Source organism: Atribacterota bacterium, assembly GCA_028703475.1.
GTDB lineage: Bacteria > Atribacterota > Phoenicimicrobiia > Phoenicimicrobiales > Stramentimicrobiaceae > JAQVMU01.
In genome coordinates, this window is record JAQVMU010000043.1 from 1 (window position 1) to 13,880 (window position 13,880).

At 33.3% G+C, this 13,880-nt stretch carries 13 protein-coding genes, 1 tRNA gene and 1 pseudogene; 11 read left to right on the plus strand and 4 right to left on the minus strand.

Annotation, left to right across the window (positions count from 1 at the left end):
* The first annotated feature begins 93 nt into the window (after window positions 1-93).
* The 7 genes and pseudogenes from selA to PHQ99_05675 all read left to right on the plus strand — a co-directional run bounded on the left by selA (window position 94) and on the right by PHQ99_05675 (window position 7,191).
* Window positions 94-1,494 carry an L-seryl-tRNA(Sec) selenium transferase gene (gene selA / locus PHQ99_05645; protein MDD4289052.1) on the plus strand — a complete coding sequence of 467 codons (1,401 nt, stop codon included), beginning with the start codon at window positions 94-96 and terminating at the stop codon, window positions 1,492-1,494.
* A gap of 106 nt (window positions 1,495-1,600) precedes the next feature.
* A pseudogene (gene selD / locus PHQ99_05650) lies at window positions 1,601-2,581 on the plus strand (selenide, water dikinase SelD).
* A gap of 91 nt (window positions 2,582-2,672) precedes the next feature.
* Window positions 2,673-2,771, plus strand: a tRNA-Sec gene (locus tag PHQ99_05655).
* 122 nt (window positions 2,772-2,893) lie between these two features.
* The gene (gene selB / locus PHQ99_05660) at window positions 2,894-4,765 is read left to right on the plus strand and encodes a selenocysteine-specific translation elongation factor (protein ID MDD4289053.1); all 1,872 of its coding nucleotides are present in this window, start codon (window positions 2,894-2,896) and stop codon (window positions 4,763-4,765) included.
* 205 nt (window positions 4,766-4,970) lie between these two features.
* Window positions 4,971-6,020, plus strand: coding sequence for a DUF1573 domain-containing protein (locus PHQ99_05665; GenBank protein ID MDD4289054.1), 1,050 nt, complete (start codon window positions 4,971-4,973; stop codon window positions 6,018-6,020).
* A 50-nt stretch (window positions 6,021-6,070) separates the two neighbouring features.
* On the plus strand, window positions 6,071-6,415 hold the full coding sequence (locus PHQ99_05670; protein ID MDD4289055.1) for a metalloregulator ArsR/SmtB family transcription factor: 345 nt from the start codon (window positions 6,071-6,073) through the stop codon (window positions 6,413-6,415).
* Window positions 6,400-7,191 carry a YdcF family protein gene (locus tag PHQ99_05675; protein ID MDD4289056.1) on the plus strand — a complete coding sequence of 264 codons (792 nt, stop codon included), beginning with the start codon at window positions 6,400-6,402 and terminating at the stop codon, window positions 7,189-7,191. Before PHQ99_05670 ends, PHQ99_05675 begins: the two co-directional genes overlap by 16 nt.
* 197 nt (window positions 7,192-7,388) lie before the next feature.
* Here PHQ99_05675 and PHQ99_05680 read toward each other — a convergent pair whose 3' ends face one another.
* Complete coding sequence (locus PHQ99_05680; GenBank protein ID MDD4289057.1) at window positions 7,389-7,775, minus strand: hypothetical protein; 387 nt, start codon at window positions 7,773-7,775, stop codon at window positions 7,389-7,391.
* Between the two features lie 28 nt (window positions 7,776-7,803).
* Window positions 7,804-8,166, minus strand: coding sequence for a DUF2089 domain-containing protein (locus tag PHQ99_05685; GenBank protein MDD4289058.1), 363 nt, complete (start codon window positions 8,164-8,166; stop codon window positions 7,804-7,806).
* 270 nt (window positions 8,167-8,436) lie between these two features.
* Here PHQ99_05685 and PHQ99_05690 point away from each other — a divergent pair, with 270 nt between their 5' ends.
* From PHQ99_05690 to PHQ99_05705, 4 genes are all read left to right on the plus strand, one after another.
* On the plus strand, window positions 8,437-8,799 hold the full coding sequence (locus PHQ99_05690) for a metalloregulator ArsR/SmtB family transcription factor (protein MDD4289059.1): 363 nt from the start codon (window positions 8,437-8,439) through the stop codon (window positions 8,797-8,799).
* Between the two features lie 96 nt (window positions 8,800-8,895).
* A complete protein-coding gene (locus tag PHQ99_05695; GenBank protein MDD4289060.1) occupies window positions 8,896-9,333 on the plus strand; it encodes an MOSC domain-containing protein in 438 nt (145 codons plus the stop codon).
* A 202-nt stretch (window positions 9,334-9,535) separates the two neighbouring features.
* Window positions 9,536-10,444, plus strand: coding sequence for a cysteine synthase A (cysK, locus tag PHQ99_05700; GenBank protein ID MDD4289061.1), 909 nt, complete (start codon window positions 9,536-9,538; stop codon window positions 10,442-10,444).
* Window positions 10,445-10,752: 308 nt separating this feature from the next.
* The gene (locus tag PHQ99_05705; GenBank protein MDD4289062.1) at window positions 10,753-11,925 is read left to right on the plus strand and encodes an aromatic acid exporter family protein; all 1,173 of its coding nucleotides are present in this window, start codon (window positions 10,753-10,755) and stop codon (window positions 11,923-11,925) included.
* 508 nt (window positions 11,926-12,433) lie between these two features.
* Here the strand turns inward: PHQ99_05705 and PHQ99_05710 are convergent.
* Entirely contained in the window at window positions 12,434-13,438 is a 1,005-nt protein-coding gene (locus PHQ99_05710) for a DUF4065 domain-containing protein (protein ID MDD4289063.1), read from the minus strand.
* Between the two features lie 35 nt (window positions 13,439-13,473).
* Window positions 13,474-13,761, minus strand: a complete 288-nt coding sequence (locus tag PHQ99_05715) for a hypothetical protein (protein ID MDD4289064.1) — start codon at window positions 13,759-13,761, stop codon at window positions 13,474-13,476.
* Window positions 13,762-13,880: the final 119 nt, after the last annotated feature.

Genomic DNA, 13,880 nt, shown 5'->3' on the forward strand with positions numbered 1-13,880 from the left:
AACCTGATACTTTAAAATAGTTCAAAATATGATATCATTTATATATATTTATTAAAAGTTTATTTTGCAGTAATCAAGGAGCAATAAATTCCATTGACTGAAAATAATCCTCAACAAAAAAAAGATTTACATCTTCAATTAGCAGAGATTCCCAGTGTGGAAGAAATTTTGGAGCAAACAGCACTGGAGGATGTAATCAAATTGTATTCGAGAAAAATGATTGTCCCTCTAATCAGGGTAGTTCTGGAAAAAGAAAGAGAAAATATTATTAATGGAAGCGCTCCTTCCTCGATAACTATAATTATTCAAAAATGTCTCTCTCTTATCAGAAAAGAATATCAATCCTTTATTCGCCCGGTTATTAACGGAACAGGCGTTGTGCTGCATACCAACCTGGGCAGAGCTGTAATAGGGGACAAGTTAATCAATAAAATAATTTCAACCCTGAAAGGTTTTAGTAATCTGGAATACGATTTATTTTATGGAAACAGAGGCAAGAGGGGGGATTTTGTCGAGAGAATGCTGGCAGTTTTTAGCCAGGCTGAACAAGCCTTGATTGTTAACAACAATGCTGCAGCGGTTTTCCTCATTCTAAAGGTATTAGCCTGTGATAAAGAGGTTGTAATTTCCAGAGGAGAGTTAGTGCAAATCGGCGGTGGATTCCGCATTCCGGATATATTAAAAGAAAGCGGGGCAATCCTAAGAGAAGTAGGCACCACAAATCAAACTAATATAAAAGATTATCGCGAGGCAATTAACGAAAGAACCGGTCTACTTTTAAAGGTCCATCAGAGTAATTTTTCAATAGATGGATTCTCTCAATCTGTAGATGTAAAAGAGTTGAAAATATTAAGCAAGAAACATCAGATACCTTTAGTTGTTGATCTGGGCAGCGGCAGTTTTCTGCCGACGGAAAATTTTGGCCTAGAACACGAACCAACGGTTCATGAGATAATCAGAGCCGGGGCAGATATTGTCTGTTTTAGTGGTGACAAACTATTGGGGGGTCCCCAGGGTGGGATAATTTGCGGAAAGAGTGAGTATTTAAAGAGAATTCGAAAAGATCCTATGTATCGGACTTTCCGAGTTGGGAAAATGACACTCTCTCTCCTGCAATCAGTTGTGTTGTCCTATTTAAATAATAATGTTTTACGGGATTTACCGATATGGCAGATGATTGCCATTCCTTATCAGGCAATAAAAAAACGCAGTCAATCTATGGCAAATAAATTAAAGCAAAAAGGAATTGATGCTACCTGTCAAGATGGCGAATCAGTTGTTGGAGGTGGTTCTTTGCCTGGAAAAACACTTCCGACCAGACTTTTATATATAAAGACTGAACACAATGTTGAAAAATTCGATAAAAATTTAAGATTAAACTGGCCGGCTGTATTAGGAAGAGTTAAAGAAGGATATTATATTATTGATTTAAGAACCGTTGAACCGGAAAATGACAAAGTATTAGTAGAAATATTGATAAAAAATTTTTATTAAAAAGCTATTGCAAAATATTAATAACGAGGAAGTTAACCAGATGGAAGACAAGAAAAAACGTTTGATGCAGATGGTATCTGCAGCCGGGTGAGCAGCTAAATTCAGCTATCAGGATCTCGGTGAGATTCTAAAAAAATTTAATCATACAGATGATGATAATTTATTAAGCAGCTTTGAATATAATGAAGATGCTGCAGTCTATAAAATTAATAGTGATACTGCAGTTATTTTTACTGTTGATTTTATTACCCCCATTGTGAATGATCCTTTTACCTTTGGGAAGATTGCTGCTGCAAATGCCTTAAGTGATGTCTTTGCTATGGGTGGGAAACCTTTACTGGCTTTAAATATTGTCTGTTTTCCCGAAAATCAGATAAATGATTTAGAAGAGATTATTAAAGGTGGTTTGGAAAAAATAAAAGAAGCGGGAGCGAACCTGGCAGGCGGACATAGTATTAAAGATAAAGAACCTAAATACGGACTGGCTGTTTTGGGGATAGTACATCCTGAAAAAATTATCAAGAACCATACTCCTCAAGACGGAGATTACCTGATATTGACCAAACCCCTTGGTACCGGAATTATCTCGACTGCTTTAAAGGCTGACCTGATAGGAGAAAATGAGGTTAAGGATACCATTGATTGGATGACTAAATTAAATAATATACCAGAATCTATATTAAATTTATCTATCCACAGCATGACTGATATTACCGGATTCGGATTTATGGGCCATTTGAATGAGATGTTAGTTGCTGATGATTTAATTGCGGAAATTCTGGTTGACAATATTCCTATTTTAAGTAAAGCCTACCAGCTTTGCCAGGATGATATCATACCCGGTGGCAGTATAGATAATTATAAGATGTTTTCCTGTGGAGTAAAGAAAGATAGTGAAATTGATTCGGCAAAGGAGATGCTACTATATGACGCCCAAACCTCTGGAGGACTACTGATTTCTGTGTATGAGAAGGATGCACAGGAAGTCTTGTCTTTGTTAAAAGATGCCGGCTTTAGTGCAAGTGCAATTATCGGTAGAATAAGAAAAAGAGTCCCGGATGATAAGAAAATAAATATCATCAGGTAGCAAAAAAAAGTTCTCATTGTCAATAGATTAATTTAAAATATTCCAATGTATTCATTAATGGCTTATTTGACATCTATTATATAATTAATGCGGGAGTGGATAGGTTCTGGTGGATCTTGCGGACTTCAAATCCGTGGGCGGTAATCGTTAAAAATTGCCGCGGTGGGTTCGATTCCCACCCCTCCCGCCATTTAAAAATATTAATCAAAAAGATTTTGAAAATGAAAAAACCTCTTTTGCTGAATAATAACACTGAGAGAACCCCGTACCTGATTTAAGAATTACTATAATTAAAATAAAAGAGAGAAGAATATGTATGTTATTGGAACAGCAGGACATATAGACCATGGGAAAACAGCTCTTATCCAGGCCTTGACCGGGATAGATGCAGATCGTCTTCCTGAAGAGAAAAAAAGAGGAATGACTATTGACCTGGGGTTTGCCTGGATGGCTCTTCCTTCGGGAGAAAAAATAGGAATTGTAGATGTCCCCGGACATGAAAATTTTGTCAAGAACATGATAGTGGGAGCCACGGGAATTGATGCAGTAATTTTAGTAATAGATGCCCATGAAGGATGGATGCCTCAAACTGAAGAGCATTTTCAGATTATTCAACTTCTTGATATAACTCAGGGTGTTATTGCTATCACCAAAATAGATATGGTAGAACAAAGCCAGCTGGAGATAGTTGAAAAAAAGATTAGAGAAAGACTGCAAGACACTGCTTTTTTTAGTTCCAGTATTGTAAAGGTAAACTCAGTAAAAAATATTGGAATTGATGAGTTGAAAACAGAGATTGAAAAGCTCCTTCCCCAAATTAAACCAAAAAGGGATATCCAGAAGCCCAGATTATGTATTGACAGAGTTTTTAATATCAAGGGAAGCGGAACAGTAGTTACCGGGACACTCATCGGAGGGAAGCTTACAGTAAACCAGGAAGCTATTGTCTTTCCATACATGAAAAAAATCAGAATCAGAAGCATTCAGACCTATAAAGAGCAGGTATTTGAAGCCTATCCTGGTACACGAGTTGCCACTAATTTAGCCGGTGTTAAAAAAGAGGATCTGAAGAGAGGGGATATTGTTTTTGGTTATGAACCTATTAAAAGCAGCCGCTTTATAGATATAAAATTAAAATTAATACCCAATTTATCCAATTTTAAGTTTAAAAGCGGTATGATATTAGATTTTATCTGGGAAACAAAAGAAATATCAGCACAAATTATTTTAGATAAAACACAAAAAGAAAACCAGAAAGAGGCTCAATATGCGCAGATTAGACTCAAAGAAAATTTATCAACATTTATTGGTGATCACTTCATTCTTCGACGTCCTACCCCTGCCTTAACAGTGGGAGGAGGAATCATATTGGACCCATTAGCAGAAAAGCACAGTTTAAATAATGAGTTTTATAATAGTTTTTTAGATAGCAGAAAATATCTGGGATTAGATAATCTAATCTTATCAGAACTCAAGAAACTGAAGTTTTCTCCATTAAATGAGTTTTTGATACAAAGTAATTATTCTTTCTCTGAGATTTCCGCCACTATTCAGAGTTTAAAAAATGACAGGAAACTGGTTGTTGCCGATCTATGGGTTATAGATTATCAGTACTGGGAACAGCAACAAAATAAACTAATGGAATTATTAAAGAGAGAATACCAGAAAAACCCTCTTGAGAAGAGCATTCAAATAAATACAATACAATCTAAATATAAGTATTTTCCCTCTAAACTATTTATTTCCCTGGTTCAATCTTTGTACAGTTCAGGCAAAATAAAGTTTGCTGATGGAAAATTATCTATCCCAGACTATAACCCATCAATTTCAACGGAAAGACAGAAGATGATTGACGGGATATTGAGTCTTTTCAGAAATAATCCGAATAATCCTCCTACAGAGAAATCTATTTATGAACAATATCAAAACAGCCAGGAGATTATCAGATACTTAATAAAGGAAGATATTATTGTAAAACTTGGTGATGGGATATTGATGGATAAAAAGATATTCAATAGAATGAAGGAGCAGATTGTCAGCTTTTTAAAAGAAAATAAATCAATGGCAATAAATGAAGCGAGGAATATATTGGGAATTAGCAGAAAATATATGATTCCTTTCCTGGAGAGACTGGACAAAGACGGTATCACAGTTCGAAAAGAAAATAAGAGATATCTGAAATAAAATTATTCCATGATTGCAAGTTAAGAAAAACATACCAGGACTTTTCCTGCAACCCTGCCAAAATTAAAGGTAAAATTTACATTAACTTAAAATCTTTTGTAAAGATATTTTATTGTAAAAAAATATGATTATATGATAATATCCTCATATAAATAAAAATCAAAAATTCCAGAAATAATTTAATAATAATTGAGGTAACACTATTATGCAGAAAAAGGCTTTTCTATTTATAGTAATTATTATTGTGGCGGCATTTATTGGAGCAGGCTATTTTTTTAGCAATATTAGCGCACAATATTCCGGGCCTCCCGTGTTAAAAGTTTCTGAGGAAGTGGGCGAGCTGGGAAAAATAAAACCTGATGAAGTACAAGTCCACGTATTTACCTTGAAAAATGAAGGAGGAGAAACTCTGGTAATTGAGAATGTTGCGGCACCATGTGGCTGTACTGCAACCTTACTGTCAAGTGAAGAGATTTTACCTGGAGGAACTGCTCAATTGGAGGTATCATTTAATCCCAGAGGGTATAAAGGAGAAGTAAGTCAGTCTGTTTACATATATAGTAATGATCCTCAAACAGAAAAAAAGATGATTAAAATCACTGCTGACGTAGAACATGTTCCTGAACCGGAAATACGGGTATCATCCAATCAGTGGAGTTTGGGTTTATTGAGCAGAGGGGATTTATCTGACTTTTCTTTGAAGATAATTAATCAAGGGGATCTGAGTGCAGAAATAATTGGTATAGAGGTTCCTGAAAATATAACCTATGAATCTGAAGAGGTAGAGTTTCCAGAATTATTAGAGCCCAAAGATGAAATGAATTTGAGATTTAATTTCAATTCAACAGAACAAGAGGCTGGTTTATTTAGAGAGTATATAAGGTTAATTACCAGTGACCCGAGGAGAAAATATGTTACTATAATAGTAGAGGGATATATCACAGAAGGGAATAATTCTGTTTTGATATCCCATTTAGAAAACACTATATTGGAAGGCGATGATGAAACAAAATTTTATGAAGCCAGATTTATAGTAAAAAATAATAGTAATGAACCGGTACAGATAGTGTCTGTCGAATCTTCAGTTGATTACCTTGAGCCTGTAAATAATGAAAAGATTTTACTGCTACCTGGCAAAGAACAGGAGCTTGTTGTTAAGATTAGTAAAGACAATATAACCGATTTATACATTGGTGAAAAGTTACAAGAGTATATTTATCTGAATATAGCATTACCTGTCAATATTGGATCATAAATTTGGTACAATAAAATAAGTAAATAAAAATAAAAAACAGGAAAAATTTTATGAAAAAATATATAAAGATATTCAGTGCATTATCTGACCAGACACGCCTGCGAATTTATATGATTCTGATAGAAGGAGAGCTTTGCGTATGTGAGCTTACCTGTTCATTAGATATGGAGCAGTCCAGGATTTCTCACAGTTTGAAGGTACTTAAAGAAGCAGGATTAATATATTCCAGAAGAGTAGGGAAATGGATGTTTTACTCCCTTTCTTCAAATCAAAAATACAATTGGCTATCAACAGGAATTAAAGAAAATTTGAAGATATTGAAAGAAGATAAAAGACGTCTACAGCAATGCAGGGATGACAATATCAGGGAAAAGTGTCAATGTCAAATATACTGATTTCACCGCTCTTATTTCGAAAAATTATTATGCAACTTTTATTTCCACCAGGTGGTATTATTCTATCTATTTTACTGATCGGGGTGCTTTTTCTTTGTAATAAAAAGAAGTTAGCAACTATCCTAATGCTTTTTTTAATGATATTCCTTTATTTATTAAGCTCCTGGTTTGGTGAATATATTTTCCTGCGGCCATTAGAGGATGATTATGGGTTCCTACAGGAAAATACCATGGAGGATATGAACTTAGCCAATCCGGTTTTAGTAGTATTGAGTGGGGGTATTACGGAGGAGAGTTTATCCGGTAAAGCTGAGATAGGAGAAATAACGTTAGCCCGTTTGTACGGAGCATACCTTATTTATAACCGGAGCAAATATCCCATTTGGGTAACCGGAGGAATTCTATTTAATCATAAAGGTGCAACTTCCTCGGCTACTATTATGAAACAGGTATTGATTAATCTGGGAGTCCCGTTTGACAATGTATTTATCGAGGAAAAATCAAGAACTACTTACGAAAATGCCATTTTTACCATTGAAGAGATTAAAAAACAAGGTTATAAGGAGATTATTCTGGTAACCAGTGCATTACATATGCGGCGTTCCGTGCAATCATTTGAAGATGATCAATTAACCATTATCCCTGCACCGGTAAACTATTTATTTGAAAACAAAAATCCCGGTATTTTAAGTATTCTTCCCAATAGAGAATCATGGGAACATAACCTAAGGGCTTTACATGAATGGATTGGTTTGCTGTATTATAGAATTTTATAAAGTGTTATAAATAATATTAAGAATTCTTTATTTATAATAAACTTTTAAAGCTCTATTAAATCTGCAGTATAATATTAAATGAATTTTACAAGAAAATATATTTTAATGTTCAAGAAACATAAATCATAAATAGATAAAAATAGTAGGGGTAGATTTTATTTAAAATTATTCTACCCCTACTATTCTCAGATATTTTCTTAGATAATTTCAATTTCTACATGCTCATTTTTTTCTTCATCATATACATCGCAAATTTTTCCATAAAATTCAGAATCGTTCATAGCTGTATTAAGTTCTTCCATATCAAAGGGAATATCTTTCCCCCCGATTTTAACTGTATCACTGCCCATTTTGTTGGCAATATTGATTCCCCACTTAACCAGGCTAAAAGGAACTTTAATATTTACTTTTGGCTGATTGTCTTTGGTTACATTAATCTTAAAAAATCGTTTTTGCTTGCTGGCAGGAAGGTTTTCACTCTCATTTTCTGTTGCTTTTAGAGCGTCAATCAGATTTATTGCTTCCTCATGAGTAATTTTACCTTCTTTTAACATTTCCATTACCTGTTTAATCTCTTCTTTCATTTAATTTTCTCCTTATAATATAAAAAATTTATTGAAGAGTATGTAATAAATTAACTGCTTCATCTGCAGATATTTCCCCATTCTTAAGGGCATCTAAAATCTCAGTTCTGGAAGGGGTTTGCATCTCATTAGTCAAGCCAAGTGCTGTTAATAATTTATCTAACTTATTTTTTACAGTAGGATAAGAAATACCTATTCTTTCCTGAACTTCCTTTATATTTCCACGTGAGCGAAGAAAGGTTATCAGGAATTCGCGATCCTCTTCAGAAAGAGACATCAGTTTATTAATGGGAAAATTTCCCTGTACCGTTGTATTGCATTTAATACATTTTAATTCTGTAATATTCATCCTTGCATTGCAAGAAGGACAATTTGTCGGGATGTTAACCAAATGGATTACCTCCTATGAATATAATTTGATAAATATGTATTCTTATATTCATAATTATAATTAGAAAATAAATAATGTCAATATATAAATAAAAAATATTAATATATAAATAAATAATATTTACAAATTGATGATATTAATCAATATTATATTAATAATACTTGGATTATGAATATCTTAATATAAGATGTAATGAGATTTAATAATTGACAAATTTTAACCAGATGTTATCATATAGCAATAAAGCTATTTACTCAGGGAGAATTTATTATGGAGAGACTATCCAGGATTTATGACATGTTATCAGATAAGAACAGGCTAAGGATTTTAAAGCTATTGGAATATAAGCCAATGTGTGTCTGTGAATTAACTTATGTTCTTGGTATTCGCCAGCCTAGTGTTTCAAGACATCTTAGGAAGCTGAAAGAAACAGGATTGATTGATAGTCGGCAGGAGGGTCTTTGGAGTGAATATTATATTGATAACAGTGGAGATGAGTACAGCAGAATACTTATGAATATTTTAAGAGGATGGATAAATAATGACCCGGTGGTTGTTGAAGATATTAAAAAGGCAACACAATCATGTCGGGAAGTTCTTTGTACTAATCAAAAAAACACTAATCCTGTATAATATTGCAGATAGAATAGTTGTCATAATGTCATTCATTGTTTTAATAAAAAATGATTTAATTGCCTGGATGATAGTTTACAAATTAAGGAGATAAAGATGAATGGAAAAGTTTTAGCAGTCTGTTTAAGTAAAGAAAAAGGTACAACAAAAAAGCAGATTAAGTCCGGAACATTTTTAGAAGAATATGGACTACAGGGTGATGCTCATTCGGGAAATTGGCATCGTCAGGTCAGCCTGCTGGGGATTGAAAGTATTAACAAGATAAAAGCCAAAGGTTTTAATATAAAATTTGGAGATTTTGCAGAAAATATAACTACCGAGGGAATTGATTTACCCAAACTCCCAATAGGAACAAAATTAAGAATCGGAGAAAATGCTTTACTGGAAATTACACAAATTGGTAAATCATGTCATAATGCTTGTGAGATTAAGAAAAAAATAGGAGATTGTGTAATGCCCAGAGAAGGGGTATTTGCGCGGGTTTTAAACGGCGGATCAATACAAGCAGGGGATAGTATAACAATAACCAAATAGCATACAAAAACTAAGCAGGCTATCATTAGTAAAAACTCGGATACAGTAAACCATGATATATTTTTTAATTTAAAATACTACTAAAACAATAGTAATAATAATATTTAACAACAATTGGAAGGAAAATAAAACAGTTATCAGCATCAATTGAAAGTATTTTATTAAAAATATACAAGAAAAATGATAAAGGAGGAAGGAGTTAATGGATGTTTTATCAGCAATTGGAAATACGCCATTAATTAAAATAAACAGTTTAAGTGAAAATAGTAAGGTAAAGATATTTGGAAAATTGGAAGGAAGTAATCCTGGTGGCTCTATTAAAGACAGGCCTGCTTATTACATGATACAAAAGGCTGAAGAATCAGGAGAGTTAGATCATGATAAAATAATTCTTGAACCTACCTCCGGGAATACAGGAATAGCCATAGCTATGATTGGTGCAGCCAAGGGATATAAGGTAAAACTTTGTATGCCGGAATGCGTGAGTGTTGAAAGGCGTAGAATAATAGAGGCTTATGGTGCTGAAGCCATACTTACTCCTGCAGAAGAAGGAACTGATGGTGCTATCAAAAAAGCCCATTCTATTGTTGAACAGGAGCCACATAAATATTATATGCCCAATCAATTCAAGAATGAAAACAATTCCCTGGCTCATTATGAGACAACCGGACCAGAGATATTCTCTCAAACTGACGGAAAAATGGATGTATTTGTAGCTGGAATGGGTACAGGAGGAACATTAATGGGAATAGCAAGGTATCTGAAAGAAAAAAATCCGGAGATTAAAATTGTTGGTGTTGAACCGGTAGTTGGACATCATATACAGGGTCTTAAAAATATGCAGGAAGCAATAGTTCCCGAGATATTTGATTTCAGAAAATTAGATGAAAAAATAACTGTTACAGATGATTCGGCCTTTACAATAGCCAGGAAGCTTGCTACCAATGAAGGTGTTTTTGTGGGAATGTCAGGAGGTGCTGCTGTATATGGAGCGCTGGAAGTTGCCCGGGAAATAAAGGAGGGTACAATTGTTGTTATATTACCTGATAGAGGAGACAGGTATTTAAGTACAACTTTATTCAGGTCTATATGTGGAAAGTGTCCACCCTAAGTTAAGATAAATTTTTGTTGAAAAAGAACATTAGTCCAGTAAAAGAAAAACTAACCGAATACTTGCTCAAGAATATTAAATTGTTTTCAGAAAATTTTGAAATGCTAGTAGTGGCCGAAAGAAAATATTGTGTTATAGTTATAATAACAAGAATACAGTTTATGATTTTTAAAGAGAACAACCTGACATATTAATAACTTCTTTAACTATGTGAGATATCAGAACCAAGGTATACAATATGGTTAAAAGTAAATACACGAAATAGAAGAAAACAATATAAAAAACAAATATTAAGCAGGTGGGTAAAAGTGTCATCTGAACAAAAGACTCCTATATTATTTGGAGCCAGAACAATAAAAACGGGCATTGCGGTAACCATTTCTCTTTTTTTATCCCAGTATGTGCCATATTCCTTACCATTATTAGCAGGAGTGGCGGCAGTTATTTGTATGCAGCCGAGTATTACTGCAGGAATTCAAAAAGGCATAGTAAGAATAAAGGCAACGATTGTGGGGGGATTGACAGGGTTACTTCTGTATTACATGTTTGGCAACAATTTACTTGTAATCGGTGCCAGTGTAATTATTATTCTTTGGATTTGCCGCCATTTAAAATGGGAGGAAGGGATACCTTTAGCCGCATTAACTGTAATTGCAGCCATGTTGCAGGTTTCCGGTGAAGTTTTGCCTTATACTGCAGGGAGGGTTATTAGTACGCTTATAGGAATTATTGTTGCAACATTGATAAATATTGTGGTAGTCCCTCCACGTCATCATATAACTTTTCGACAGGAGATGCGTGATTTAACAGGTAGTTTCCCTGAGCTTTATTTAAAAGCAGTTGAAGCGTATGCTCAAAATAGACCAGACTACGCCAGACAGATTAAAGATAATTTAAATGAAATTAAAGATGGAATAGAAAGCTTGCGTCAGGAACTGAACCATTTAAAAGTCGGTACCCAGACTCCACTAGGCACTTATTTCGAGGGAATAGAACTAAAGGATTATGTTTTATTTAATCAGGGTGTACATTTTTTAGAAGATATTGTTGCCAAACTTCAGGATTTGATCATTATTGTCCAAAAATGTGATGAAAAACGCCAGAGTTTACAAGAAGAAGATGTAGATAGTGACAAATGTTATTCATCCGCGGAGTTTGCTGATCTTATGTCAACCTTGCAGAGATTAGCCCGAATGCTGGGACGTTTGCATGCCTGTGTTTTTCAGCTGGTAGGAGAACAAGAGATTGCCTTAATGCCACAAATAATTGAGCAATCTGAAGAAATTTACAAGTTAAAAGAATTATCACGACAGCGTCTCAAAAATTGGGAAGCTGAGTATATCAATAAAATGGATATTTTTTTGTTGATGTCTACTCACCGGGTTATCTTTGACCTGGAAGAGATAACCGGTGATCTGACTTCTTTTGCTAAAGATGCAGTAAGGGCAGCAACAAAAAATGAGAAAGAAATGAGAAAATAGACCTATTCATCCAGGAATTAAATTAAAAAAAGAAATTTTCTCAGCATGCCACCGCGCCTTATTAATGAGAATGTCCATGGAAAAAGAACAATAAGTTCCCTCTCCCCTCGGAGGGAGAGGGTTAGGGTGAGGGGGGAGAAATGAAAGAGGAGTATAAGTTATAAAATAAAGTTTTTGGTTATATGTATAGTACAATTTTAAAATTCAAAGAATAAAAAAAACATTTTTTGATAATTGCAATTTTTCACTGCATACTCAATAATGATGACTCGATACAATTTTTGTCATTGCCAGGAGCGAAGCGACGAAGCAATCTCATCCACTTATACCCGCAAAAGGTTAAAAGATAGATACAAAACTACAGACATCATTCGTTATTAAAATGAATGAAACGCAACGAAGAAATATCATATATTTTATTGTGAAAAAATTGCCAGAACACGTATGTATGAAGAGCAATATTGATGATTATGGAATTAAAAATTTCAAAAATATCTTTGCAGATAAATTATTTAAATAACATCATATCTTTTGCATACTTATAATTGATCAATTGTTTTACTTTTGTTTCTTTCCAGGCTTTTTCCTGATGTGAATATTCAGATATTTTTTCAGAAGTAAGAAATTTAAAACTTTTCAGGACTTTATTGATACTATTTATCTCTTCTTTGGAAAAGATAGATAAATTTGGCTTTTCCAAAGGCTTGATTGTTTCATACTCTTCTATACATTCCTCAGAAGAATTAACATAATCTACTTTGTAGGTAATATATTTATCGAATAATTCTCCTAATAGTAGTTCATGTTTTATTGGCGTAGGCCCATAATGGTTTTTCAGGTATTTTAATCCGCTTATGGAGAGAGTATAGTCATGAAAATGGATAAAGTCACAGTAAAATAATAATTTCATAAGTTTTGTTTTAAAGAGCCGATTAAATTTTAAGGCGAAGAATAGAATCATATTTACCATTTTTTCATAATTAAACTGAGTAAAACCACAATATTCGTCCAATACTTCATTAAAATATTTTTCTTCAATATTTTCTTCAATTTTTTTATCTATATCCTTAATCATGATATTTTGAATATTATTTTTAATTTGCAGATAATCCTTTTGATTTATTCTATCTTTGTTTTCTTCTAACAGTTTTTTCATATTATTGGGATTTTGCAATAAAACAAGATAATCATTATGAGACCTATCTTGTAAAGCCCCACTTTCATAACGATGAATGGTAATTTCACCCCAACCTAAAATACGAGAAAAAGCTCTCTGGCTTAACCCATATCTACCCCTAATATTTCTTATTTGTGCAGGTGTTAGTAGGCCTTTTTTCTTGCGATATTGATTGTAAATTTTTTCTAAGTTTTCATCTTCCAACTTTTCGTCAATCATCTCTTGATTATTAGCCATATTAATTCGAACTTTTTCCGTTATTTCAATCGGTTCGCCTTTAACTTCATAGGTAGCTTTTTTTTTAATAATTTTAGTATTATTTTTATTAATTACCATTTTTCATTACCTCCTGGAGATAGAAAAGAGAATTTTCATTTAAAAGGAAATTTCATAGGATATTTTGCAATATGGAAAGATATGCAAATTACTTCTTCGTTTTTTTTGTTTTCCCTTATTTTTAATTTAATGTATATTATTTTGTTTTGGATGCTTTTACCAAATATCCAAATTGATTCGTCTTTATAATATACTTGATCAAAATCTTCTATAGGCCCTTCTGAGTAATCCTGCGGCAGCAGACTTAGAAGTTCATCTTTTACTAGTTTATAATTTAAACCTAATTCAATTAATGTTTTCAGGTTTTCTTTGCGAGTACCCATAAATTCATAGTAACCTTGTGATATAATGTTTTTTATTTTAAATAAGATAAATTTAATAATTTCAATATTTGGCTGAATTTAATTATCCCCCAAATTTAAAATGTTATCATATGATAACA